Source organism: Hymenobacter cellulosilyticus, assembly GCF_022919215.1.
Classification (GTDB): Bacteria; Bacteroidota; Bacteroidia; order Cytophagales; family Hymenobacteraceae; genus Hymenobacter; species Hymenobacter cellulosilyticus.
Map to the genome: position 1 here is coordinate 4,033,358 of NZ_CP095046.1, position 23,441 is coordinate 4,056,798.

Here is a 23,441-nt window from a genome sequence, read left to right on the forward strand (position 1 = left end):
GCAACCCGAAGTTTCGGCGCCTGCAGCCTTCCCTGAGCCTGGTGCACGCCCTGCCCGCTGGCCGCTACCGCCTGGCCGTGCTGCTCGCCGACAGCACCAGCCTGCGCCCGGCCGACGAGGTGGTTATCCGGCCCGACGGTACGACGTACTTCCAGCTGCGCCACCCCGACCGGCAGCCCGGTATGGCCTTACTGCGCCGGATCAACGGCCTGCTGCCCGGCTACGTGGTCATTGATTCCAGCCTGATAACCTCGGCCGCCGAGCTGCAAAAAGCCCAGCGCAGCATCACCATCACCCAGTACGGACGCCCCCAGCCGGGCTGGCGCACTATCAGCGGGCAGGTTACGGACCGTGAATCGGGGGAAGGCCTGCCCGGCGTAACGGTGCTGGTGCAGGGCACGGATGTGGGCGTTTCAACCAACTCGGACGGCACCTATACCATTCAGATTCCAACCCAGGGGAATATCTTGGTCTTTAGCTCCATTGGTTATGTCCAGGAGCAGCGATACACTGACCAAAGCGAAATCAATGTGGGCATGAATGCAGATACCAAGCAGCTTTCGGAAGTGATTGTAACGGGCTACGGCACCCAAACCCGCCAAAACCTGACCTCCTCCGTGACCACCATTACGTCCAACCAATTGGCCGGTAAAGTAGCCGGGGTGCAAATTCGCGGGGCCGCTTCGCGGGGTTCTGCCGGGCCAGGCGAGCCGGTAAACGTTGTCATCCGGGCGTGGCGTCCCTGCCAGCCGGAACCCAGCCCTTGATTATTCTCGACGGCCTGCCCTTTAACGGCCGCCTGGAGGACGTAAGTCCCGAGGACATTGCCACCATCAATGTGCTGAAAGGCGAAGCCGCCGCGGCCATCTACGGGGCGCGGGCCGCCAATGGCGTGCTGCTTATCACCTCCAAAGCCAGCCGCGCCGGCAACGACCCGGCCGGCCGCGACCCGCGCCTGGCCATGCGCCGCAACTTCCGGGACTACGCCTGGTGGCAGCCCACGCTGGTAACCGACGCCCAGGGCCGGGCCAGCACCACCGTGACCCTGCCCGACGACGTGACCGGCTGGGACACCTTCGTGCTGGGCTCCGACGACCACGGCCGCATCGGCTCGGCTACCAGCCTGCTGCGCTCCTTCAAGGCCCTGCTGGCCGAGCTGGCCGTACCGCGCTTCCTTATCGAGGGCGACCAAACCCAGGTGCTGGGCAAAACCCTGAACTATATGCCCGACACGGCTCAGGTCAGCACCCGCTTCAGCGTGGCTGGGGTGGCGGCACCAAGCCAAACCCACGTAGTGAGCAGCTCGATTCTGGATACGCTCAGCCTGACGGCCCCCGCCGGCCAGGATTCGGTGCTGGTGAGCTACAGCTTGCAGCAGGCCACTGGCTACGCCGACGGGGAGCAGCGCCAGATTCCGGTGCTGCGGGCCGGCACCCGCGAAAACGTGGGCACCTTCGCCATCCTCTCGGCCGCCGACACAACCCTGACCCTGCCCTTCGACCCGCAGCTGGGCCCCGTGACGGTGCGCCTGGAAAGTGACGCGCTGCCGGTGCTGTTGTCCGAAATCCAGCACCTGCAGCAGTACGCCTACCTGTGCAACGAGCAGGCCGCCTCCAAGCTCAAGGCTCTGCTGCTGGAAAAGCAGATCCGGGCCGTGCGCCAGGAGCCATTTAAAGGTGACCGGAGCATTAATTTTCTGATTCGTAAACTCCTGGCTGGCCGCCGCGCGCCCGAAAATCTGCTGTGGGGCACCTGGGCCAGCTCCGAGGTTAGTCCCTGGGCCACGACGCACGTGCTGGAAGCCTTGCTGGCCGCCGAAAAAGCGGGCTACAAGGTGCGCCTGGACCGGGAAAAGCTCCAGCAGTATTTGCTGCAGGAACTGGACCACCACCTGGCCGGCAAGCCCGCGCCCGAGCTGCTGCGGCGCACCTGGTACTACCAGTCGGACGACGACCTGATCCGGCTGCTGCGCGTGCTGCACCAGCTGGGCACCACCACCGACTACCGCACCTACGTGGCCCGCCTGGAACGCTCCTATAAGGGCCGCCAGCCCCTGGACCGCTACCTGGCCCTGACCGAGCTGCGCCAGCAGCTGCAGCTGCCCTACCAGCTCGACTCGCTGCGGCGCTACCGCCTGAGCACTCAGCTGGGCGGGGTGTTCTACGCCGACACCCTGCGCCCGGGCTCCTACTACCGCTATTTGCTGCGCAGCAGCGTGGGCTCGACGCTGCTGGCATACCGGCTGCTGCGGGCCCAGGGCGGCCACGAGCCGGATCTGACCCGCATCCGGCTCTACCTGCTGGCATTACGCCGCACCGATTACTGGAACAGCACCTACGAAGCGGCCCAGATTCTGGAAACCATCGGCCCCGACCTGCTGGCCGCCGGCGGGCCCGCCACTCAAGCCAAGGTGCAGCTTAGTGGGGCCAGCACCCAGCAAATCAGCGCCTTTCCCCAGCAGCTGACTTTGCCTGCTACCGCCGCCCCACTGACCCTGCGCAAAACCGGCCTGCTGCCGGTGTACGCCACGGCCTACCAGACGCGCTGGAACCCGAAGCCCGCGGCCACGGCCGCCCCGTTCACGGTGAAAACCGAGCTAGCGGGCCAAACCGGGCACCAAGTGCGTTTGCGGGCCGGGCAGCCCGCCGAGTTGGTCGTCACGGTGAACGTGCAGGCCGAGGCCCGCTACGTGCTGTTGGAAGTGCCCATTCCGGCCGGCTGCTCCTATGGCGACAACACGGCCGGCAACTCCTTTGAGGTGCACCGCGAGTACCTGCGCCACCAAACCGGCATCTTCATCGACTGGCTGCCTATCGGGGTGCATACGTTCCGCATTGCCCTGCAGCCCCGCTACCGGGGCCGCTACACTCTGAACCCGGCCAAAGCCGAGCTGATGTACTTTCCCACCCGCTTTGGCCGCAGCGCCAGCAAGCAGGTGCGGGTGCAGTAAGCATAGAAAATAATGCATAATACGTACGGCGGCAAACCGGGCCCGGCAGTTTCGCGGGCTGGGTTTGCCGCCGTACTTTTACTTCTGGGAATACGCGCCTTGTTTCTGAATTGGCCGAATTCTGTTCCGTAGCCCACTTTTTCTGCATGCCCCACCTGCTCATCGACGACCTGCGCATTGAAGTCGTCCGCAAGAATATCCGCAGCCTGCGCCTGACCGTGTACGCCCCTGACGGGCGGGTGAGGGTGGCGGCCCCGCTGCGCACGGCCGATACCACCATTCACGCCTTTGTGACCACTCGCCGCGCCTGGATTCGCAAGCACCAGGAGCAGTTTGCCGCCCGCGAGCAGCCCGTGGCCCTGGAATACGTGACGGGAGAAACCCACTTCTACCAGGGCCGGACTTACCAGCTGCGGGTGCACGAGGCTATGGGCCCTGCCAAAGTGCTTTTGCAGGAAGAAGGCTTTCTGGACCTGTTTGCCCCGGCTAACAGCCAGCCCAAGCAGCGCGAAAAAGTCCTGCACGCCTGGTACCGGGCCCGCCTGAAGGAGCAGCTGCCCGCCCTGGCCGCGCGCTGGGAGCCGGTAGTAGGTGCCCGGGCAAACGAGTGGGGCATTAAGCTGATGCGCACCCGCTGGGGCACCTGCAGCATCCGGGCCCGGCGCATCTGGCTGAATCTGGAGCTAATTAAGCAACCCGTTCACTGCCTCGAATACGTGGTGGTACACGAGTTGGTGCACTTGCACGAGCGCCTGCACAACGCCCGCTTCTGGGGCCTGATGGACCAGTTTATGCCCGACTGGCGCGAAGCCAAGCAGGCCCTGCGCTCGGTGCATCTGAAGCCCTGCGGCTAACCAGGTTACGGTTCTGGCTCTGCCTTAGCAACACGCCTTTTCAAAACTGCGCAAAGACTTCCGGGCAAAACGACAGGCCCTTTTGCACTCCGTGCCGGCCCCTGGTCAAGACGACAGGGCCTTCCGTAGTTTCACCAAGGTGCGTCGCCTTGCTCAGATGCATTTTGCTATTTCCGAATATTGGTCTGGCCAACTCAGGGCAATTCCGCCTTTGTCCAATCTGCTAAAACTGGCCGCCAACGCTACTGCTTGGGCCCGCAAACGTCAGATCATTACCGGCCCGCCCGGCGCTTGACCCGGGCCACTTCATCATCGAGCCGGCCCACGATGCTCACGGGCTGGGGCAGGTCTTGGCGAAACCGAAACCCGTGGTACTGCCCGTAAATGCGCTGGTTTACCTGCCGGGTCAGGGCGGAGTCGAGCTGCAGGCCACGGCTGGTTTGTTCGTAGAAGACCAGCGGGTTGTAGCTGGTCAGGGGCTGCTGCTGCTCGTCCCAGGTTTCGAAAAAGCTCCAGTAGCCGGCGTATTCCAGGGCCGGGTCCTGGTCCTGGTTGCCGGCCGGGGCCACGAACACCGGCACGTCTTCCCGGCCCGCCACTTTGCCGTCCCGGATTCGGAACACCCGGCCGTGACTCATGCCCGGCCGCCGGTTCACTTCCACCAGCAGGTCGTAGCGGCGGGCCGTATTCGGAAGCAGAAGGGGGTAAAACGGCTCGTTGAACTCGTACTCATCGGCCGTATCGGTCCACAGCAGTCGGCCGTCCTTACGGATTTGCAGCGCCTCGTACACGCAAAACCCATCAACCTGCTTTCCACCCTTTAAGCGCAAGCTAAAGCCCTCCGTCAACGGCACTTCCCGAACCGCCACCAGGGGCCTGGGCGCGGGTAAGGGCGCTGAATCGGCGGCTGGTACCGCCTCGGGCTGGGCCAGCCGGGCCTCTCCGGCCGCGGCCGGCGTTCGGGGCTCACAGTTGGCCAGCATAAAAATGGCACCTGACGCGAAAAGGATTTTGGGCGAGTACGGCGCGTACATGGAAAGAGCGGATGGGCCACCAAACATAGGAAAAAGCTGCCGCGGGCCCGGAATGAGCCGGGAAGAAAAACGGGTGGCCTACTCTTCGCAGCTAGCGGTGCCACCCGTTGGCCCGGGTAAAATCCTGACCTGTAAGTGGGCCGGGCGACTCCTGGGCCTGCGGCTTCGTACCCACCGCGTGAGCGGGGCAACATGCTCAGTAGCCCGGGCGGGCACCCGGCGCAGTACCGTCGGCCGCGGTGCAGGCGACTCCGGCGCGGAGGCCGGCCGCCGCTTTTGCTCAGGCTTGCGTAGCGCCCAGGCTCAACAATACATTGCAATAATCCGGGACTACCCGCGTAAAAAATCAATAGTAACCGCTACAGAAGAGGATTATAGCCGGAGAGCAGCGGGCAAAGTACGGCAAGCTTGCTTACTTTTGTGGTTTCCTTTCGTTTCCGCCGATTTCCGTTTTCCTGCCTATGAAGTTTTTGCTGACGCTGGTACTGACTGTATGCTGGCTGAGGCTATCTGCGCAGGAGGCCCCCGGGCGCCCCAACAGCTGTATACCGATGCCCGAGCCCACTTCCGGCTCGGCTACCCGGCGGCCTGGCAGCGGCAGCGCACCGAAGACCGCACCCAGGTTACCTTTTACGCTGGCCCGGGCCGGCAGCAGCCCCTGGTCACGCTTACCATGCGTCCGGCTGGGCCCACTTCGGGACTGCTGGGCCGGCAGGATTCGGTGTGGCGCCGCATTCAGCGCCTTTCCCGGGCCCAGGTGCTGCGCCTCGACCAGCACGAGGGCGCCGACTATACCGAGGTGCGTTACCATTACACCTTCGCCCCAACCTGAGCTCCGCCGACCGTACCCGGGTGCTGGGCCGCCGGCTGTGGCGCAACGGCACCGAGTTTGACTTGCAGTACAAGGCCCTCGACCAGGACGGCCGCTATCTGGCCGAGGCCGAGCAGCTGGTGGAATCCTTCGCCTTTACGACGGCGCCGAGCCCGGCTGCCGCACCCGCCACGGCCACGCATTGCGACGAGAAGATGTACGGCATTGCCGCCCTGCGCCGCCGCAACGACTTGTGGGAAGACGACTGCCGCACGATTCACGAGTTTGCCTCCGACGACCTGAGCGCGGCACCCAAGATTCACCGCAACGCCCTGCCTTTCCAGTCTTACGCGCTGGCCAAGGGCTTCGACAACTGCCTGTACTCGGTCACCAAGGCCCCACCGACGCGCCCGAGTACGTGTACCGTTACAACCCTGCTACCCGCCAGGGCGAGTACACGACCTGGCAGCTGCCGGCCCAGGGTCCCGAAACCGTCTGGATTTCAGGGGCCACCGATGAGCAGGGCAACCTCTACTTCAGCACCGCCGACGCGGCCAAGCTGGTTCGGATAAACCCGGGCAGCGGCTCCGTGACCGTGGTATGGGACGAAGACCCCATGCGCAAGGCCGCGTACTATCCCCAGATCGGGTTTGCCGGAGCCGGCTCCCACGGCAACTTCTGCCTCGACGATGCCCACACACTGTTTCAGGTCTACAGCACCGATGGCAGCCTGCTGAGCGTGAATTTGCAAACCCTGCAGCCCGCTCCCGAGCCTATTCCGCTCCAGGGCCTACCCAAGCGCGGCGGCTACAGCGACCTGCTACTGCAAAAAGACGAGGCCGGCAACCGCCGCCTCTACCTGGCCGGACCCAAAGCCCTGTACCAGGTAGACCTGTCCCGCCGACAGGTAAGAATGGTGCGGCGCGGCACCTACACCGACCTGGCCGGCTGCAACCTCTTTGGAAACGCCACTGCCAAGCCCGCCGCCATAGCCGCTGCGGCACCAGCCGCGCCGCCGGTAGCTACCTGGCGGGGTCGAGTGCTCAACGGCATCACGTTTCAGCCCCTGCCCCAGGCCCAGCTGCGCCTGGGGCCTGCGCGAAGCGGTACGGCCTTGGAGGTGCCGCTTACAGCGGCAGGAGCCTTTACCGTTAGCGTCGAGCCGGGCCAGGCGTATGCGGCTCACATTCAATTGCCGGGCTACCTGGCCCTCGACAGCACTTATACGCCCCAGGCCGGCCCCTACGTGCAGGACGTGCTGCTCTACCCCCTGGCCGTGGGCTCCACGCTGCCCCTCGACAATGTACAGTTTACCCAGGGCCAAGCCGTGCTGCTACCCACCTCCTTTCCCGCCCTCGACCAGCTTGTCGCGCTGCTCAGCAAAAACCCGACGATGACCATTGAGCTGCGGGGCCATACCGACAACCAGGGCGACCCGCAGAAAAACGTGGTGCTCAGCCAGGAGCGCGTGGCAGCGGTTAAATCCTACCTGGTCGAGCACGGCGTCGGCGCCCCGCGCATCACCGGCATTGGACTAGGCGGCGCTGAGCCCCGGGCCAGCAACGCCCGCGAAGCTACCCGCAAGCTAAACCGCCGGGTAGAGTTTCGGGTGACGAGCGTGCATTGAGCCCCGAGAAAATGCCCGCAGTCTGGCTTGGTAAGCAGGCCGGCAGGCGGAAATGCTAGCAGGTTGGCGCTTTACGGGTGGTCGTATCAGGGTGGGCGGCCGGGCTTCGGAAAGCCCTGAGCTAGAACCGTTGGCTAAGCTTTTACCTCCTCTACCCGTTACCACAAATTCTCCTCAGGCAGAAAAGAACCCCTGCCAACAACTTCTTTTTCGGCTCCCTTGCGTATGAAAGCGGCTTGAACTGTACCTACAAAATGGCCCTACTGCTGAGCAGATGGCCATTTTGCCTTACATCTTGCTACTTATCCTTATGCAAAAGACAACCGCAGCCCTTTTACTGACGCCCGTAGTGGCCGCCGGCGTACTCACCTGGGCCTGGCGCAGCAAGCCCTATACCATCCAGGCTGATAATTGCGCCGCCATAACGCCCGCGGGGCGGGTGCGGCTGGCCGTGCTGCGCCAGCTGCTGCAACGGTTCGGCGGCGCTACGGCCCGGCGCCTGGGCCTGCCTAAGCTGCCCGTGCGCGCCATTGAGCAGCACGTGGTACCAACCGCGCACGGTCCGGCCCGGGTTACGTTTTACTGGCCCCAGACTACCTCTTCCGCGCCGCTGGCGGTGTACGTGAACCTGCACGGGGCGGCTTCGTGCTGGGCTATCCGCTGCAGGACGACCGGCTGTGCCGTTATTTTGCCCAGCACGCCCAATGTCTGGTGGTGAACGTGGACTACACCCTGGCGCCCGAGCACCCGTTTCCCGCCCCGGTCTACCAAAGCTACGAGGTGCTGAAGTGGGTGCACGAGCAGGCCACCACCCTGGGCTACGATGCCGACCGTCTGGCCATCGGGGGCCGCAGTGCGGGCGGCAGCATCACAGCGGCGGTGGCCTTGCTGGTAAAAGAGCGGCAGGAGTTTGCCCTGGCTTTGCAGGTGCTGGACTACCCCTCGCTCAACCTGGCCGACCGCACCGAGGAAAAGCACGTCGTGCCCCGCAAAAACCAGGTGCTGTCGGTGGAGCTGGCCTCGTTTTTCAAGCATATGTACGTGCCCTGCCCCGCCGACCGCCTCCACCCGCTGGCCTCGCCCTTGCTGGCGCCCGATCTGAGCGGCCTGGCCCCGGCCCTCATTCTCACGGCCGAGTACGACCTGCTGCGCGACGAAGGCCGCGAGTATGCCCGCAAGCTGCAAGCCCAGGGCGTAGCGGTCACGCACCAGGAATTTGCCGGCACCGACCACGGCTTTACCCTGCTGGGACCCAAAGCTGCCGCCCAGCAGGCCTGGGAGTTGATGGCCACCTCCCTGCGGCAGGCCCTACACCCCTCGGCGGCCTAAGCCCGCTACCAATGGATGGGCTACTACCTGTAGCCGCCACAACGCTGTTTCTTCTCTTTCTATTCTGACTTACTACTTTATGCCTACGAACACAATTCTGGTTGTTGGCGGCAACGGCATCATCGGCCGCAATGCTGTGCAGTACTTACTCGCCACCGGCAACTGGCAGGTGCTGGTTACCTCCGCTTCCCCACTTGACTACGAAACCGAGGCCCGCTACGTGCAGCTCGATTTGCTGGACCCGCAGGCCGTGGCGGCCCAGGCCGAGACGCTGCGCGCGGTGACCCACGTCATCTACGCCGCCTATATCGAGGGCAAAACCCTGGCAGCTCAAACACAGGTGAACCTGACGCTGCTGCGCAACCTGGTTACGGGCCTGGAAGAGGTAGCGCCGGGCTTCCGCCACCTAACTTTCATTCAGGGCGGCAAGGCGTACGGGGCCCACCTGGGCCGCTACAAAACGCCCGCCCTGGAAACCGACCCGCGTCACTTCCCGCCCAATTTCTACTACAGCCAGGAAGATTTTCTGCGGGAGCAGTCGGCAGGGAAAGCCTGGAACTGGACGGCCGTGCGCCCCGACGTGGTAGTGGGCTTTGCCGTGGGCAACCCCATGAACCTGGCCAACCTGATTGCCGTGTACGCTACCCTGTGCAAGGAGCTGCGCGTGCCTTTTCGCTTTCCCGGCAGCCTGCAGGCCTACCACGTGCTGGTAAACGTAACCGACGCTACGCTGCTGGCCCAGGCCATGGAGTGGGTAGCCACCCACGAGGAGTGCCACGGGCAAATCTACAACGTGACCAACGGCGACATTTTCCGCTGGAGCCAGCTCTGGCCCCGGTTTGCCGAGTACTTCGGGGTGGAATACGCCGAGCCCATCACCTTCCCCTGCACGAGTACATGGCCGACAAGGCCGAGCTCTGGCAGCAGCTGGTGCAGCGCCACGGCCTGAAGCCCCACACCCTGGAGGAGCTGGCCCAGTGGCCCTTCGGCGACTTTATCTTCAACGTGAAAGCCGACGCCTTCTTCGACGTGAACAAGCTGCGCCGCACGGGTTTTCAGGCCATGCACCTCGACAGCTTCACTTCCTTCCGCAACCAGTTTGAGCACCTGAAAACGGAGAAGATTATCCCGTAGCCGACTGTTCTAAACAGCCAGAAGCAGAACGTCAGCAGCGCCGCCATTTGCTTCCCGCGCCCCAACCCGCCGTGTGCCGGCTTCTGACCCTAGCCTGCGGCCTGGCCCAACACGAAGCAGCCGCGCCCTTTCTTAGAAGAGCGCGGCTGCTTCGGGTGGCAGGGCTGCCAGGTAAAAGTTACTTACTGCTTTTTCTCCTGAAACAGCTTTTCCAACGCTGCCTGGTTTTTGGAGTACTTGTACAACGCCCGCTCCTTCAACGCTGACGAGAGCAACAGGTCATTTCGGTCGGATTCCTTGGCTCCTTCCTCATACAGGCAGACCAGGTGGGACAGCAGCAGGTCATAGTACTTGTTCAGGTAATACGACTTGTAGCTCTGCAGCCCCTTGTCCTTGACAATAACCATCTGGAAGTCCGGGAAATACAGGTCGGTGTACTGAAAGTACCGGCTGCCGTTAATCTTGGGAAACCGCTTGATATAGGAATACGCTTCCCGGGTATTGGCCGGCTTCACGATATTCATATAGCCCCAGATATGGGTCCCGCACTGGTCCATGCACTTCAAAAACAGGATGCCCTTTTCGGTATCATCCTTTAGGCCGTACTCATTGAGCTGGATATCGATTTTGGACAGGTTGAACGGCCTGTTTTTATTGCCCACGGCGTTGAACAGCATATTGTAGTAGTTGTCAATCAGCTCATAGCGTGAGGTGGGGGCCGTGCGCAGGCTGTCCAGTAGCTTGCGATGCTCCGGGGCGTTTTCCTTGCGCAGGTTATAATTGATTTGGCAGACGGCGTAAATATTCTTTAGCGTCTGCTCATCGGGAATAGTCAGATACTCTTTCTCCAGCAGCTCGTTATCCTTGCTGATTGTCTGCCCAATAAAGTTCGAAGTGGCCTGTAGCGGACCAGCCGGCGCCGCCGTCAGTTTCTGGACAAAGCCCTTGGGCGGCTCGCCCTGAAACATGTAGTTTTTGTAGGCTTTCCCTAATTCGACAAGTTTGTCTGACGCCGCCTCCTGGCCGAAAGCAGCGCCCGTAAGAAATAGCAGCAGTACGGTTGTATAAAGTGTTTTCATCCCTGCAAGGTAGAGAAGCTCAGGCATAAAACAGCCGCGTCCAACACGACGGAAGAACGCGGCTGCCACCTGTGCGCAAGGCTGCTTTACACCGGTGCATTCGCCGGTCTTACGCCGACTTTGCGGCCGGGCTTTTGCCGGTCGCTGGTGCGCACTCCCCCTACTTGCTCATATTCGGTGCTGTCCTTGGTGTAGCGCAGGCCCACGGCCGTTAGCATAGCCGAGGAAAGGGCATCCAGCTTTTTCTCAGCTTCATCCACCGAGTTTTTGAGGCCGGCCAGCATTTTCAGGGCCTCATTGTACTTCGTAAGCGTGGCCTGGGCCGTTGCCACTTCGGCTTCGTAGGCCGCAATAGTGTGGCCGTTGCCCAAATCCAGCTTGCCGCTGGGGTCAATGGCCCGTAGCCCGTTCAGGCGGCTCTGGGCTTTGATAATAGAATCGGATTCGCGCGCTTTGTACGCCATAATAATGAAGAAAAGAGAGGGAAAGATAAGATAGCGGCCGACTATCGGCCAACCCCAACAATATAGCAAGTCCCCACTATTTTTTTCACTACTACTGCCCTTAAATTCTTTATGGTAACCACCTGACAGCAAACAACCTAAAACCAGAATTCTATAGCTAATTCCTGCTATCCGAAAGCCTATCCTCGCTATCTGATTGCAGGCATTCCTAACTCGATATCACCTTCCCGAAATCCGATATCCAGTACCTGATATCAAATAGCATAGAACAGCAATGGCTTTCTGGATCGGGTTTATCCAAGTTGCCCAGGCTGCAATGAAGTAAACAGAGGCGGATACTCTGTTTCGGCTTGGCGGTTAGCGGGTCGGACATCTTTTCTCCGAATTTCTGCTGTCTTTTTCTGGCTTGCTTCTATCCCTAACCCGATAGGCAACGGGGGTGCGCTGCATAGAACTGCTACCGGGCGTACCGAAGGCGCATGGCCCGGGTGAAAAGAATGGGGAGCGTCCAGCCGAAGCTTTTGGGCTTTCCTTGCCGATAGGTCGGGTTCCAGTCCGGCATCAGGCCTACAACCCGCAAGGCTTCCTGGTCGTGGGCCGGGTCGAGGCCTTTGGTAATGACAGGATTTCTAATCCGGCCCAGGGTGTCTACAGTAAAGCTTACATACACCCGGGAAGCCTTGCCGGTCCGCTCCGGGGCTTTTTTCCAGTCGATATGGCCATAAAGAAACGCCTGCTGAGCTTCAAACCCCTGCCGAAACGAGGCATCCCGGTTCCACTTCCCCGTCTGATCCAGGCTGTCGGCTTTGCTTCGGGCAGCCTTCAGAAAGTCCGGACCGTATTTCGATTCCAGAAGCGCTAAGAGGTGGTCGTCGTAGCAGCCAAAGTAGCTGCCGGGCTCATCGGTTTCCACAAAGCGCCACTGCACCTGGTAGTCAGCGGCCAGCACGTCCAGGTAGGCGTTTTCTAGGGGCAAAAACTCCCGGGAATGCAGTTCGTAGGTTCCCTTCCGGAAATCCGTCGCTGCTGCGGTTCGGGCCTGATGGCACGTATCCGACGCTTGTGTGCTTACGGCTGGCTGGGTGTTGTTGCCGGGCCCTGGGCCGGTATCGGGGGCCTGGCGCAGGCAACTACCCGTCAGCAGAATCACCAGGGTCGCAGGCACAGAGAGCAGGTGGGTCATAGCACGTAAATGGCCGGTAGCTACTGGCTGGCAATATGTCCGCTCTTGGTGGGCAGTAGGCAGCACGGCCAATAAACGTATTGCTGCCTGATATTATTTTCTCGTTCTTAGATAGTTACTCACGGCTCCTGCTTCCCTTACTTTACCTGCATGGCCTGCTCCAGCTCGGCGAAGGGAATGATGGTTTTAACCTCGTAGTCGGCCACGGGCCAGGACTGCACCACAGTCTGCACGTCGAGCTTTCGGGCCTTTACGGCCTGGTATAAACCTGCCTGCCGGGCGCTGGGCTTGCGGCTGCCACCCTCCCGCTTGATCCACACCAGGTCGTCCTCGAAGAGCAGCTTCTCGGTGGGAAAGTAGTAGATCAGGTAATCGTTGGTGTGGGCCGATTCGCCGCCGATACAGTGAATCTGCATGCTGAACTGTCCGTCGGTAATGGTTTTGCTGGTCGTTACTTCTTCCAGCTGCAAGGGGCGCGGGTGACGCTGCAGGCTGTCGGGCCGTAGGGTGTGCGGGGCCTCGGCCAGGTAGCGGGCGTAGGCCCCGGTGCCCGGTCCGCCCAGGATGGTAGCGCCCTGCGCCACGAAGGCCCGCAGTCCGCCCAGGTAATGCGGATGATAGTGCCCAAAGACGAAGTAGCGAATGGGCTTGGTAGGGGCCAGCAAACGGGCTTGCTGGATGATATACTCGCCGTTCTGGCTGCTCAGGGGCGCTTCGGCCACCACCAGAAAGTCCCGAAACTCCACCAGAAGCACCCGGTCGTCGGTGTGCTGCAGGTTGAGCAAGTGGATATTGGGCCGGAAATGCTCCACCGTGCTCACCGGAACCACCGGCTTCGCAGCCGCTACCTGATACCCGGCCGGCTGGGTCAGCAGCGTCGGGGCGGCCTCCACTATACGCACCGCCTGCACCTTTACCGCGTCGTGCACCTTGCCGTTAATCTTGGTTACGGCCACCGTGCCGGCGTAGCGCAGCTTGCCCTGGCTGGTGTAGTCCTGGTAGGAAAAAGTGGTTTGCACGTCGCCAAACAGCTCGTCGTGGCTGAGCACCTGCACGCGTTCCACCAGCTTATCGGCCCGGCGAATAAAGACCGTCACCTGAGCATTAGGCAGTTGGGTGCGGTAGGCGGTCAAACCAGCGGGGGCAGTGGCGTCGGCTGGGGTTGGGTGCTCACGCAGGTAGCCCAGCAGCAGCACCGGGGAGTAGCGGGCCGAGCTTACCAGCTGCGCGGCCAGCAGTTCGGGCGTGGCCGCAGCCAGGGTTTTCTCCCCGTAATCGACGAACAGCACCTCCCCGGCCCGACCTGCGTCTGGGAGTAGTACGTTTTCGAGCCCTGGGTCAGGGTATCCTGGCGCACATAGCGCTGCCCGCTCAGCCAGGCGGTTCCCTTCTTGGTATAGGGCGTAGTTTGCCAGGGGTATTGACTGTGCCCCAGCTCCTGGGTTTGCTCCTGGTAGGAAAAGGCCGCGTACCGGCCTTGCAGGGGCTGCCCCTGCTGCTGCCAGCACTTTTCCAGGTAGTCGACGGGCTTGGCCGCCAGCCCAGGCAAGGGCAGCAGAAGCAGCAGGCTTGTTCGTAGATGCACTAACAATCTCATTACGTAATAGCAGCAGTGAATAGAAAGGCGCCGTGCAGGCACTGACCGCAAAGTGTCGAAAAGCGCTGCCGTTACCAAGCCTGACTCATACCACTTGCCTCCGAGGGCCTACAACAACTCAGGCCGCCGGCGAAGCTAGTCGCGGGCGGCCCGAGGGTAGTACACTCACAAAGAAGCCGGCGCCAAATCTGCCGTCGGCGCGGCTTTTAGATGCCGCTGCTGGCGCAGGTGTTGCCACCTACGGTAGCCCCGGCTCCAGTCGAAGCGGTTACCGTTGCTTTCACGCTCGAAGCGCTAAGTACCGACACGGTGTAGGGCGGCGTGAAGGCCGTTTTTCCGTTGCCGGCGGTGTTGCCGGTCGTGTTAGTGAAGATGTTGCCGGTGGCCTGCACGGCCGTGGCGTTGTTGGCCATTAGGTCGATGGGGCGGTTCATGTTCTCAAACACGTTGTTTTGAATCAGCAGGTTGGCTTCCAGGCCGGCCATTACGCCCGAGGTGCTCACCGAGCTGCCAAACAGGTTGTTGACGACGTGCACCTTGCCGAACCGCACGCGGGGCATACGGGCCACGCAGCCCTGGGCCCACCAGCAGCGGGCAAAGGTGATGCTGAGCTTGCCCCGGTCGCCGGTAGAGGTATCGGAAGAGCCTACCAGGTTGGAGAAGCGGTGATCGTCGGAGCCGCCGGGGCCGTCGGGACGTGGGGCTTTCAGGTAGGCAAACTTGGTCCAGGACACGGTAATAAGGTCGGCCGTGTTCTTAAAGTCGAGGTTGCCGTCGACCCCGTCGCGGAACTCGCAGTGGTCAATCCAGACGCGGGTGCAGGCGTCGATGGTGGCATTGTCCCAGCCGTCGACGTCGTAGGCTCCGGGCCCTTCAAAGACCAGGTTGCGAATCACGATGTTGGAGCAGCGCTTGACGTAGATAATGCCCGAGCCGGCCTGGGTCTGGTCAGCCGAGACGAGCTTGGCCCCGGCCGAGCCGAAGAGGGTTTTGTTGGTCTGGTCCTGAAAGGAAATCCTTCCGCCCGAGGGAATGATAATCGTGCCATTGACCTGCACCACCTTCACGGCCGAGTTGGTAATGGCGGCTTTGAGTTGGTCGTAGGTCGTAACGATGGTGGGCGTAGCAGTACCGCCGCCGTTGGTGCCGCCGTTTTGCGAGGCCCAGCCTTGCGCCGTGCAGGTAGCTTCTACATCGGCTGAGGAGGAGACTGGGGCAGCGGGAGCGGCCGGAGTAGGGCTGCTCGTGTCGCAGCCAGCTAGCAGCCCGGAAAAGGATAGTAGCGCGGACGCCAGGAGAGTGTTGGTTTTCATGGGGAATTTTGGTGGTTGGTGGAAGCCCGCCACGGTCATGGCGGGTACTCAGGGCGGGGCAATAGGCATTTCACACGGATTGACCTTGGATAGAAATTCCCTTGGGCTGTCCGGCCGGAACGCAGCGCCGTGGTATCCTACTCAAATCCAACTACATGTAAAATATTCCATCAACGTACGCCTTTACAACCACACTAAATCCGCGAATACCCTATAAATCAATGCAAACGTTGCCGGGAACGTTGTCAGGAGAATACTTAGCAAGTAGTATTAAGCAGATTACTCAGGGGCAGCAGCGCAGGAAAGTCAAATTCAAGAGGCAGGCTAGCTTGCCAAGTAGAGGCTGCCCTATACGCAAACCGCCGCGCCCTTCCCGGAGGAAAAGCGCGGCGGTACCGACTACAAAGATTAGAGAAAGGCGCGTACCTGCGTTGTAAGGACTAGCCGACAACTTCTCTTCCTATTCGAAATACTCAGCCGTATAATAAATCTGGTAAGGCGTCGGCACCAGCCTATTGAAACGCTGCACGAAGGTGTCAAAGAATTTGACCCACTGCTTGTAGATATCCGTCACTCGCAAGAACTTTCCTTTGTATAGCACAACATGATAACTGAGCTCATGCAAACTGCTGATACTGGCAGGTTCGTACTTATCCTGAATGGACGATAAGTATAGCTGGTCAAAAGAAGCAAGGAGCCAGTCCCGTTCTTTTGCCGTTAGCTTTCTTGCGTACGTTCTTGTCGATGTGGTATCGTCCTGATACCACGACCGGTCTACTACGTGCAGGGAATCGGCCGTGACGGTGTAGTGCATCTCGGTTCCTAAATAGGCCCGCGCGTCGATGCGCAGAAGCGTCACTTTCTGTGGCAGACGAGCCGGCCTACGCTGCGCTATGGCCAGGCAAGCCCAACTCAGAAACAGCGCAATTAGTACATGTTTCACTACTTGCCGCCCATGCTCTTATCCCGGGCGCCCTTGAACTCCGAACCAGCCCGCCACTTGGGAAACGTAGCTTCCCCGGCCAGGCGCTGGCCCACGCGGAAGTAGAGCTGGGCATCCTGGGCGATGCCCGAAAGGTCCCAGCTGGGGTCAAACTGGTCGGCGGGCTTGTGGTACATGTTGGTGGTGTAGTTCTGGCGCTGCTTGGCAATGGCCTCCTTGCCGCCGCTACGACTTTCGAAACCACCGCTGGCGTAGAGCGAGGGCACGCCCACGTGGGCAAAGTTGAAGTGGTCAGAGCGGTAGAACATGCCGGTTTCGGGCGTCTGATCGGGCAATACGTAGCGACCCTGCTCCTGGGCCGCGGCCCGGGCGTAGTCTTCCAGCTCCGACTGCCCATAGCCGATGACGGTAAGGTCCTTCATTTCACCGTAGGGCCAAAGCATATCCATGTTCAGATCGGCCACAGTTTTATTCAGCGGATACGGCGGATGCTGGGCGTAGTAGGCCGAGCCCAGCAGGCCCTGCTCTTCACCCGTCACGGCCAGAAACACGATGCTGCGCTGGGGCTTCTCGGGAGCCTGCTGGAAGGCCTGAGCAATGCTGAGCAAGGCTGCCAACCCGGTGCCGTCGTCCACGGCCCCGTTGTAGATAGAGTCGCCGGCAATGGCCTTGCCCACCCCAAAATGGTCCCAGTGAGCCGAATACACAATGTATTCCTGGGCCCGACTGGTGCCGGGCAGCACGGCCAGCACGTTCTTGCTGGTCTGGCGGCGCAGCTTGTTCTGGATGCTTACCGATAAGCTCAGATTGCCCAGAGCCCGGAGCTTGAAGCCTTTCTTGTTGGCGGCGGCGTAGAGCTGGTCGTAGTTCTGGCCAGCGGCCGTGAAAAGTTTCTTGGCCGCGTCCAGGGTGAGCCAGCCTTCCAGGGCGCATTTGTCGGCTCCTTTGTTGGCGGTTTGGGCGCGCAGCTTGGGGCTGGTGGCCCCGCTCAGCACCACGCTCCAGGGGTAGGCGGCCGGCTTCGTGTCGTGCACGATGAGAATACCGGCGGCCCCGTGGCGGGCGGCTTCCTCGTATTTGTAGGTCCAGCGGCCGTAGTAAGTCATGGCCTGGCCCTTGAACAGGGTCGTGTCGTTGCCCGCGTTACCGGGGTCATTGACTAGCACCACCACGGTTTTACCTTTCACATCGAGGCCGGCGTAGTCGTCCCAGCCGTACTCGGGCGCTACCACGCCGTGACCGGCAAAGACCAGCGGAGAGTTAGTAACGGCCACTTTTTCCTTCTCCTGTTGGGTGAAAGCCACAAAGTCGGTTTTGTAGCGGAAGCTCAGGTTGGTGCCCTTGCCCTTCACAGTCATCGTTTCGGACGGTGTGCCGGTGATTTCCACCATGGGCACCGGCTGGAAATAGCTCCCTTCGGGGCCGGGCTGCAAACCCAGCTTCTTGAACTCCTGGGCCAGGTAGGCCGTAATGCGCTCCTCCCCGACCGTAAACGGCTTGCGGCCCTGCATCTCATTCGAGGACACAGCCTGCAAATATTGCCCGATGGTGGCGGCCGAAATGGCCGATGGCGCGGCCGCGGCAGTAGCTCCCGTTTCGGCCGGGGGCTGGGAGCCGGCCGTGGAGGAAGGCAGCATGGAGGTGGCCGCCGGGCGGGTCTGGCAATTGGTCAGCGCCAGGGCCAGCAGGGCCGCGGGCAGAGCGTGGCGAAGCGGAAAGAAAGAGGGAAAGGACATAGTGAAGCAGCTAGAAACAGGCACAAAGCCGCCGCGCAGCCGCGGCTGACGGGCAACTTACGACATCAGGTCCACATTGGAAACCACCCAGGGCAGCCAGCTACGAAGCCGTCCCGGCCGTAATCTGCAGCCGACGAATGGAGTCGAACGGCTCGTGAGCCTCCATATACTGCAGGTTATCAAAGCCGACGGCCCACTTTCCTCGCCGCATTTCCTGGTCTATAGCCTCCTCTAGCAGGGTAATCTGTGGGGCTGCTCCCACTTCGTAGTAATCGAAGAAGATGCCGGAATGAGTGGCAAACAGACCTTTGATAGTCAGGATCTTTTGCCAGACCAGCGCCAGGTTTTTCATGAGCTGGGTGGCCGGCAGGTTTACTTCACCTAAAATAGAACGAGCCTGGGCTGGACTGAGCCCTAAAGTTTTAATCAGGTATTGTTCGGTTGTCAGAGGTCGAAGCAATTCCCAGAGTCCGGCCCGGCGAAAGTTGGCCGCGTAAGGCACCTGCCTGGCGGGCTTGGAAATGGGCAGCCGGCCGGGGTTATTAAGCGCGGCCGCCAGAGTCAAGGCCCAGTCACGCCCCAGATACAAGGTGGGGTCGGGGCCAAAATTGGGTATGTACACCCGCAGCAGCTGCCCGCTGCCCACCTCGAACGGGGGCACCCAGCAGCCTTGCAGCCAAAAGCCCGCACTCTGCAGTTCGGGGCTCATAAGCTGAGAGGCAGAAATTTACTCTGGTAGCCTTGCCCTGTCGGGCAGCCCGACCCGAAGCAGCCCGACTTGTAAGGCAAAGTGGCAGGTCGTTTTTGGCGCAAAGAATGGAAGAGCTAAGGCAGCATTAAAACAAGGTGTGAAGGCAGAAACCGGGCCCGGGGAAGCCGGTGGGGCCACCCCGGGCCGGTGACTAGAAGCGGCTCCGGGCACCACCGGCCTTGCGCGTGAGCTTCGGCAAGTGGAACGTGCGCTTGGCGCGGTGGCGCTTGGCCCCACGGTAGAGCTTGTAGTTGGGCCGGTGCACGTACACGCGGCCCCGGGCCTTGGCCCGGGCATAGGCGCTGGGCCGGGCGGCCTCGGCCTGCCCGGTCAACAAAAACAACACAACGCCAATCAGCAGCAGCACTTTATTCATCACAGAAAAGGTTGGTGTAAAGCTTAAACTGCTTTAGCGCTAAAATATTGTCTTTGAGCAACCTCAATAACTTTTATTCTTGCCAGAAGCTGCCGCTGCCCCGGCCTAAACACTGAAGTTGGCCCCAGTATTTTTGACCTTGTATCTTTACCTTTTATTGCGCCTTTCTTTCCCGCATCCGCCGTCCTATGTCCGCCTTTTCTGCCCCTCCCGACCCGCTTACCGCCGAACTGGAACAGGAACGAAGCCGCCGCCGGGTGGCCGAAGCCCGCGTGGCCGAGCTGGAGCGGCAGCTGGCCGAAAGCCAGGCTACGGCTCACCGCGCCCGGACTCAGCTGGCCGCCGTAGTGCAAAACATGCGCCTGGGCTTTATGCTGGTCGACGACCATGGCCGGGTAGAGCTGGTCAACCAGCGCTACTGTGAGCTCTTTGGTCTGAGTGAAGTGCCCGGCGACTTGTACCATACCACGGGCATGGCCGTAGCGTCCCTGATTCAGCACAACTTTCAAAACCCGAGGGCTACCTGAGCCGGGCCGGAGCCATCCGGCAGCGGGGCGAGTCGGTGCTGAATGAAGAGTTGGAACTGGCCGACGGCCGGGTTCTGGAGCGCGACTATCTGGTGCTCGACAACGTGATGGCCGGGCGCCTGGTGTGCTACCGCGACGTGACTGAGCGCTACCAGCGCGAGGCCCAGCTGCGCACCGTCTCGCTGATTGCCGAGCAAAACCCCAACCCCGTGGTGCGCCTCACGGCTGCCGGGGAGCTTATCTACGCCAACCCCACCGCGGCCGGGCTAGTAGAGGCCCTGGAGAATGACCCGCCCTGCGCCCTCATTTGCTGAGCCTGGTTACGGCGGCGCTCAGCACGGCGGGCCCGCAGCAGGGTGAAATAACGGTGGGCACCTGCCACTACCTGCTGCAGGTAGCGCCCGTGCCCCAGGAGCAGTATGCCACGCTTTACCTGGTCGATATCACGGCCCGGCGTGCGGCCGAGCAGCAGCTGGCCGAGCAGCGTGAATTTTACGAGGCCATCCTCAAGGAGCTGCCCGTGGGCGTTTCCGTTTTCGACGCCCAGCACCGCTACCTGTTTGTCAACCCCAACGTGGCGAGCAGCGAATCCCTGCGGCAGTGGATGATTGGCCGGGACAACTTCGAGGTGACGGCCTACCGGCAGCGGCCCCGGGCCCTGGCCGAGCAGCGCCAGCACCAGTTTGAGCAAGCCGTGACTACCCGGCACGACGTGCACTGGGAGGAAACGGTGGAAGAGCAAAACAGCACCAACTATGTGCTGCGCCGGTTTCACCCGGTTTTCAACCCCGATGGCAGCCTGCGCATGGTGGTGGCCTACGGCGTGGACGTGACCGAGCGGCGCTTGGCTGAGCAGCAGCTGGCCGAGCAGCGCGAGTTCTACGAAACGATTCTCAACGAGCTGCCCGCCGACATCGGCGTATTCGACCCCCAGCACCGCTACCTGTTCGTCAACCCCGTGGGTATCAAGAATCCGGAGGTGCGGGCCTGGATTATTGGCAAGGACCACTTCGAATACTGCGCCTACCGGCAGCGGCCCATTGAGCTGGCTCTGCAGCGCAAGCAGATGTTCGACCAGGTTATTGGCGAGCGGCGCCACGTAACCCAGGAGGAAACCATTCAGACGCCCCAGGGTCCGCGCCATATGCTGCGGCTGATGCAGCCCGTGTTCGGCCCCGACGGCGCCGTCCGCCTGATTGTGGCCTACGGCCTGGATATTACGGAACGCTACCTGGCCGAGCAGCGCCTGCAGGAGCAGCAGGAGTTTATTCGCCAGGTGGTGGATACCTCACCCAACCTGCTCTACGTCAGCAATGAGTACGGGCACCCGCTGTTCAGCAACGTCAGCTTTGCCGACATCCTGACCCGCAGCAACCACTTGCAGACCCGCGAAACCGACGACACTCCCGAAGCCGAAGAACTGCGGCAGCTAGCGGAGTGGAACCGGGTGGTACTGGCCACGGGCGACGAAATTTCGGGAGAAATGCCCTTTACCCTGGCCAGCGGCGAGGTCCTGCAGCTACAGGTAGTGAAGCGCCCCCTGCAGCGGCCCCACGGCGTGGTCGAGGTTCTGACCGTGTGCACCGACATCACGGAGCTGAAGCGGGCCAAGCGCGAGGCCGAGGCGGCAGCCCGGGCCCGGGAAAACTTCCTGGCCAACATGAGCCACGAGATTCGCACGCCCATGAACGGGGTATTGGGTATGGCCGGCCTACTCACCCGCACGCCCTTGAGCGAGCAGCAGCAGGAATACGTGGCCATTATCCGCAACTCGGGCACTCACCTGCTGGGTTTGCTCAACGACATCCTGGACGTGGCCAAAATCACCTCGGGCAAGCTCGAGATGGAGCGTATTCCCTTCGACCTGAACCAGACCCTGCAGGCGGTGGGCCAAACCATCGGCTTCCAGGCTACGGGCAAAGGGCTGCATTTCACCATTGAGGCCGTGGACGCGCCCCAGCCGGTGGTACTCAGCGACCCGCAGCGTCTAAGCCAGGTGCTGCTCAACCTACTCAGCAACAGCCTGAAGTTTACCGAGCAGGGCGGCATCACGCTCACGGGCAAGGTGCTGGCCGATACGCCCGCTACCCTAACGGTAAACTTCCTGGTAACCGATACCGGGCTGGGCGTGGCGCTCGACAAGCAAGAAAGCATTTTCTCGACCTTCACCCAGGCCTATGCCGACACCAGTCGCCGCTTTGGCGGCTCGGGCCTGGGTTTGAGCATCAGCAGCAGCCTAGTAGAGCAGCTTGGCGGCCACCTGCTCATGTGCAGTGAGCCGGGCCAGGGCACGTCTTTCGGCTTTACGCTGACGTTTGCCAAGGCCTCGGGCGAGGAAATCCAGACCTTGCAGCAAACCCGAATCGAGGAAGACCTGGCCGCGGCCGTGGAAGGCGTACGCGGGCTGCGGGTGCTGCTGGTGGAAGACCACGACGTGAACCGGCAGCTGGCCCAGCTGGTGCTGGAAAGCTACGAGGCGGTGGTGGAAACGGCCGCCGACGGGGCTTCGGGCTTGGCCTTGTTTGAGCGCAACGTGTACGATGTGATTCTGATGGATATTCAGATGCCGGGCATGAACGGCCTGGAAGCTACGGCCCGCATCCGCCAGCACCCCGACGTGGTGCGGGCCCGCACGCCCATTATTGCCCTGACGGCCAATGCTTTTCTGTCCGACAATGAAAAGTACCTGGCGGCGGGCATGAACGACTGCCTGGCCAAGCCCTTCGACGCGGCCGAGCTGGTGCGCAAGATTCTGGCCCTGCACCGCGCGGATGCCCGGCCCACCCGCCCCTTGTTTGCCCTAACGGACCTTGAGCGTACGGCCCGGGGCAATCCGGCCTTTGTGCTGCGCATCCTGGAGTCGTTCCTGACGCACACCCCACAGGTAGTCAGCCAGCTGCAGGACGCGGCCGCCGCCGCCGACTGGTCTCGGGCCGCCGGCCTGGCCCACCGCATCAAGCCTTCCCTGAAGCTGCTCATGGCCCAGGAACTGCACCCGTTTATTGCCACGCTCGAAGACGCCACTGCTACGCCCGCGGCCCGGGAAGCCGCGGCCAAGCAGCTCTTGGAGCTGCTGCCCTTGTTGTTGTGGCAGCTGCAGCACTACGTGTCCAACACGCCCCGAATCCCGCGTAATGGTTTCCCGACAAAACAGCGGCCCGCAACCTGAGAAGGTTGCGGGCCGCTGTTTCTGGGCTGCATCGGGTCGAGTTGAAGGCTACTATACCAAAGGCTGGCTGGAGGTGACGGTAACAACCTCCTTGCGTTCGGCCAGGACAAGCCCGCGGACGCGCTCCACGGCCTGCAGAAAACGCTCGTAGTCGAAGGGCTTGACCAGGTAATCGGCCACGCGCAGCTCGAAGGCTTCCCAGGCAAAGGTTTCGTGGGCCGTGGTGAGCACCACCTGTGGGGGCTCGGGCAGCAGGCGCAGCATATCCAGGCCATTGAGGTCGGGCATTTCCACGTCCAGAAACAGCACGTCGACGCGGCGGCCGTCACTGAAGAAATTCAAGCCTTCCACGCTGCCCGACAGGGAAGCTTCCAGGTGCAGCAGGCCGCTCATGGCTACGTAGTGCTCCAGGGTCAGACGGTTGATTTCTTCGTCATCCAGAATAGCGCAGGTCAGCAGACGGGGCTCGGCGGGGCATGAAGCAGACATAATCAGGTAGCAGCAGGGCTATTCACGGGCAGCTGTACAAGCCTTCGGGAACAGCAGTTAGGTGTTTTTTCTTTG

The 23,441-nt window shown here is 61.7% G+C and carries 25 protein-coding genes; 13 read left to right on the plus strand and 12 right to left on the minus strand.

Annotated elements, in window-relative coordinates; genetic code table 11:
- Nucleotides 1–41: 41 nt before the first annotated feature.
- The 3 genes from MUN79_RS19850 (at nucleotide 42) to MUN79_RS19860 (ending at nucleotide 3,804) form a co-directional block, all read left to right on the plus strand.
- Entirely contained in the window at nucleotides 42–767 is a 726-nt protein-coding gene (locus tag MUN79_RS19850; protein WP_244674325.1) for a carboxypeptidase-like regulatory domain-containing protein, read from the plus strand.
- Entirely contained in the window at nucleotides 764–2,950 is a 2,187-nt protein-coding gene (locus tag MUN79_RS19855; RefSeq protein ID WP_244674326.1) for an alpha-2-macroglobulin family protein, read from the plus strand. Before MUN79_RS19850 ends, MUN79_RS19855 begins: the two co-directional genes overlap by 4 nt.
- Before the next feature lie 146 nt (nucleotides 2,951–3,096).
- Nucleotides 3,097–3,804 (plus strand): M48 family metallopeptidase, encoded by a 708-nt coding sequence (locus MUN79_RS19860; protein WP_244674327.1) that lies wholly within the window; start codon nucleotides 3,097–3,099, stop codon nucleotides 3,802–3,804.
- 272 nt (nucleotides 3,805–4,076) lie between these two features.
- Here MUN79_RS19860 and MUN79_RS19865 read toward each other — a convergent pair whose 3' ends face one another.
- Nucleotides 4,077–4,838 (minus strand): hypothetical protein, encoded by a 762-nt coding sequence (locus tag MUN79_RS19865; protein WP_244674328.1) that lies wholly within the window; start codon nucleotides 4,836–4,838, stop codon nucleotides 4,077–4,079.
- 493 nt (nucleotides 4,839–5,331) lie between these two features.
- On the opposite strand from MUN79_RS19865, the gene MUN79_RS19870 reads away from it, so the two are divergent.
- The 7 genes from MUN79_RS19870 (at nucleotide 5,332) to MUN79_RS19900 (ending at nucleotide 9,739) form a co-directional block, all read left to right on the plus strand.
- Nucleotides 5,332–5,670: a hypothetical protein gene (locus MUN79_RS19870; protein ID WP_244674329.1), complete on the plus strand. Its 339-nt coding sequence runs from the start codon at nucleotides 5,332–5,334 to the stop codon at nucleotides 5,668–5,670.
- 20 nt (nucleotides 5,671–5,690) lie between these two features.
- A complete protein-coding gene (locus tag MUN79_RS19875; protein WP_244674330.1) occupies nucleotides 5,691–6,221 on the plus strand; it encodes a hypothetical protein in 531 nt (176 codons plus the stop codon).
- A gap of 341 nt (nucleotides 6,222–6,562) precedes the next feature.
- A complete protein-coding gene (locus MUN79_RS19880) occupies nucleotides 6,563–7,276 on the plus strand; it encodes an OmpA family protein (protein WP_244678365.1) in 714 nt (237 codons plus the stop codon).
- A 310-nt stretch (nucleotides 7,277–7,586) separates the two neighbouring features.
- Nucleotides 7,587–7,994 carry a hypothetical protein gene (locus tag MUN79_RS19885; protein ID WP_244674331.1) on the plus strand — a complete coding sequence of 136 codons (408 nt, stop codon included), beginning with the start codon at nucleotides 7,587–7,589 and terminating at the stop codon, nucleotides 7,992–7,994.
- Nucleotides 7,922–8,605, plus strand: a complete 684-nt coding sequence (locus tag MUN79_RS19890) for an alpha/beta hydrolase (protein WP_244674332.1) — start codon at nucleotides 7,922–7,924, stop codon at nucleotides 8,603–8,605. The genes MUN79_RS19885 and MUN79_RS19890 overlap by 73 nt, the downstream gene beginning before the upstream one ends.
- A 79-nt stretch (nucleotides 8,606–8,684) precedes the next feature.
- Complete coding sequence (locus MUN79_RS19895; protein ID WP_244674333.1) at nucleotides 8,685–9,554, plus strand: SDR family oxidoreductase; 870 nt, start codon at nucleotides 8,685–8,687, stop codon at nucleotides 9,552–9,554.
- Nucleotides 9,503–9,739, plus strand: coding sequence for a hypothetical protein (locus MUN79_RS19900; protein WP_244674334.1), 237 nt, complete (start codon nucleotides 9,503–9,505; stop codon nucleotides 9,737–9,739). Before MUN79_RS19895 ends, MUN79_RS19900 begins: the two co-directional genes overlap by 52 nt.
- Nucleotides 9,740–9,921: 182 nt before the next feature.
- On the opposite strand, the gene MUN79_RS19905 is transcribed toward MUN79_RS19900, so the two are convergent.
- From MUN79_RS19905 to MUN79_RS19950, 10 genes are all read right to left on the minus strand, one after another.
- Nucleotides 9,922–10,818, minus strand: coding sequence for a hypothetical protein (locus tag MUN79_RS19905; RefSeq protein ID WP_244674335.1), 897 nt, complete (start codon nucleotides 10,816–10,818; stop codon nucleotides 9,922–9,924).
- Between the two features lie 86 nt (nucleotides 10,819–10,904).
- Nucleotides 10,905–11,282, minus strand: a complete 378-nt coding sequence (locus MUN79_RS19910; protein WP_244674336.1) for a hypothetical protein — start codon at nucleotides 11,280–11,282, stop codon at nucleotides 10,905–10,907.
- A 457-nt stretch (nucleotides 11,283–11,739) separates the two neighbouring features.
- On the minus strand, nucleotides 11,740–12,465 hold the full coding sequence (locus tag MUN79_RS19915; RefSeq protein WP_244674337.1) for an energy transducer TonB: 726 nt from the start codon (nucleotides 12,463–12,465) through the stop codon (nucleotides 11,740–11,742).
- Between the two features lie 137 nt (nucleotides 12,466–12,602).
- Complete coding sequence (locus MUN79_RS19920) at nucleotides 12,603–13,754, minus strand: MBL fold metallo-hydrolase (protein ID WP_244674338.1); 1,152 nt, start codon at nucleotides 13,752–13,754, stop codon at nucleotides 12,603–12,605.
- Entirely contained in the window at nucleotides 13,682–14,050 is a 369-nt protein-coding gene (locus MUN79_RS19925; RefSeq protein ID WP_244674339.1) for a hypothetical protein, read from the minus strand. Before MUN79_RS19925 ends, MUN79_RS19920 begins: the two co-directional genes overlap by 73 nt.
- 218 nt (nucleotides 14,051–14,268) lie before the next feature.
- The gene (locus MUN79_RS19930; RefSeq protein WP_244674340.1) at nucleotides 14,269–15,375 is read right to left on the minus strand and encodes a pectate lyase family protein; all 1,107 of its coding nucleotides are present in this window, start codon (nucleotides 15,373–15,375) and stop codon (nucleotides 14,269–14,271) included.
- 460 nt (nucleotides 15,376–15,835) lie between these two features.
- Nucleotides 15,836–16,234 carry a hypothetical protein gene (locus MUN79_RS19935; protein ID WP_244674341.1) on the minus strand — a complete coding sequence of 133 codons (399 nt, stop codon included), beginning with the start codon at nucleotides 16,232–16,234 and terminating at the stop codon, nucleotides 15,836–15,838.
- An 83-nt stretch (nucleotides 16,235–16,317) separates the two neighbouring features.
- Nucleotides 16,318–18,054 (minus strand): M28 family metallopeptidase, encoded by a 1,737-nt coding sequence (locus tag MUN79_RS19940; RefSeq protein ID WP_244674342.1) that lies wholly within the window; start codon nucleotides 18,052–18,054, stop codon nucleotides 16,318–16,320.
- 100 nt (nucleotides 18,055–18,154) lie between these two features.
- Nucleotides 18,155–18,763 (minus strand): hypothetical protein, encoded by a 609-nt coding sequence (locus MUN79_RS19945; RefSeq protein WP_244674343.1) that lies wholly within the window; start codon nucleotides 18,761–18,763, stop codon nucleotides 18,155–18,157.
- Nucleotides 18,764–18,956: 193 nt separating this feature from the next.
- Nucleotides 18,957–19,181 carry a hypothetical protein gene (locus MUN79_RS19950; RefSeq protein ID WP_244674344.1) on the minus strand — a complete coding sequence of 75 codons (225 nt, stop codon included), beginning with the start codon at nucleotides 19,179–19,181 and terminating at the stop codon, nucleotides 18,957–18,959.
- A gap of 188 nt (nucleotides 19,182–19,369) precedes the next feature.
- Here MUN79_RS19950 and MUN79_RS19955 point away from each other — a divergent pair, with 188 nt between their 5' ends.
- From MUN79_RS19955 to MUN79_RS19965, 3 genes are read left to right on the plus strand one after another with little or no spacing between them, the layout of a single operon-like run.
- Nucleotides 19,370–19,708, plus strand: a complete 339-nt coding sequence (locus tag MUN79_RS19955; protein WP_244674345.1) for a PAS domain-containing protein — start codon at nucleotides 19,370–19,372, stop codon at nucleotides 19,706–19,708.
- Between the two features lie 35 nt (nucleotides 19,709–19,743).
- Nucleotides 19,744–20,022: a hypothetical protein gene (locus MUN79_RS19960; protein ID WP_244674346.1), complete on the plus strand. Its 279-nt coding sequence runs from the start codon at nucleotides 19,744–19,746 to the stop codon at nucleotides 20,020–20,022.
- On the plus strand, nucleotides 20,016–22,877 hold the full coding sequence (locus MUN79_RS19965) for a PAS domain-containing hybrid sensor histidine kinase/response regulator (protein ID WP_244674347.1): 2,862 nt from the start codon (nucleotides 20,016–20,018) through the stop codon (nucleotides 22,875–22,877). The genes MUN79_RS19960 and MUN79_RS19965 overlap by 7 nt, the downstream gene beginning before the upstream one ends.
- A 51-nt stretch (nucleotides 22,878–22,928) precedes the next feature.
- Here the strand turns inward: MUN79_RS19965 and MUN79_RS19970 are convergent, their stop codons facing one another.
- Entirely contained in the window at nucleotides 22,929–23,366 is a 438-nt protein-coding gene (locus tag MUN79_RS19970) for a LytR/AlgR family response regulator transcription factor (protein WP_244674348.1), read from the minus strand.
- Between the last annotated feature and the right edge of the window lie 75 nt (nucleotides 23,367–23,441).

Excerpts from the sequence above, each read along its gene's own strand:
- MUN79_RS19860 (WP_244674327.1), top strand. The coding sequence starts at position 3,097 with ATGCCCCACCTGCTCATCGACGACCTGCGCATTGAAGTCGTCCGCAAG.
- MUN79_RS19865 (WP_244674328.1), bottom strand. The coding sequence starts at position 4,838 with ATGTACGCGCCGTACTCGCCCAAAATCCTTTTCGCGTCAGGTGCCATT.
- MUN79_RS19870 (WP_244674329.1), top strand. The coding sequence starts at position 5,332 with ATGCTGGCTGAGGCTATCTGCGCAGGAGGCCCCCGGGCGCCCCAACAG.
- MUN79_RS19880 (WP_244678365.1), top strand. The coding sequence starts at position 6,563 with ATGGTGCGGCGCGGCACCTACACCGACCTGGCCGGCTGCAACCTCTTT.
- MUN79_RS19885 (WP_244674331.1), top strand. The coding sequence starts at position 7,587 with ATGCAAAAGACAACCGCAGCCCTTTTACTGACGCCCGTAGTGGCCGCC.
- MUN79_RS19895 (WP_244674333.1), top strand. The coding sequence starts at position 8,685 with ATGCCTACGAACACAATTCTGGTTGTTGGCGGCAACGGCATCATCGGC.
- MUN79_RS19900 (WP_244674334.1), top strand. The coding sequence starts at position 9,503 with ATGGCCGACAAGGCCGAGCTCTGGCAGCAGCTGGTGCAGCGCCACGGC.
- MUN79_RS19905 (WP_244674335.1), bottom strand. The coding sequence starts at position 10,818 with ATGAAAACACTTTATACAACCGTACTGCTGCTATTTCTTACGGGCGCT.
- MUN79_RS19910 (WP_244674336.1), bottom strand. The coding sequence starts at position 11,282 with ATGGCGTACAAAGCGCGCGAATCCGATTCTATTATCAAAGCCCAGAGC.
- MUN79_RS19915 (WP_244674337.1), bottom strand. The coding sequence starts at position 12,465 with ATGACCCACCTGCTCTCTGTGCCTGCGACCCTGGTGATTCTGCTGACG.
- MUN79_RS19930 (WP_244674340.1), bottom strand. The coding sequence starts at position 15,375 with ATGAAAACCAACACTCTCCTGGCGTCCGCGCTACTATCCTTTTCCGGG.
- MUN79_RS19940 (WP_244674342.1), bottom strand. The coding sequence starts at position 18,054 with ATGTCCTTTCCCTCTTTCTTTCCGCTTCGCCACGCTCTGCCCGCGGCC.
- MUN79_RS19945 (WP_244674343.1), bottom strand. The coding sequence starts at position 18,763 with ATGAGCCCCGAACTGCAGAGTGCGGGCTTTTGGCTGCAAGGCTGCTGG.
- MUN79_RS19950 (WP_244674344.1), bottom strand. The coding sequence starts at position 19,181 with ATGAATAAAGTGCTGCTGCTGATTGGCGTTGTGTTGTTTTTGTTGACC.
- MUN79_RS19955 (WP_244674345.1), top strand. The coding sequence starts at position 19,370 with ATGTCCGCCTTTTCTGCCCCTCCCGACCCGCTTACCGCCGAACTGGAA.
- MUN79_RS19970 (WP_244674348.1), bottom strand. The coding sequence starts at position 23,366 with ATGTCTGCTTCATGCCCCGCCGAGCCCCGTCTGCTGACCTGCGCTATT.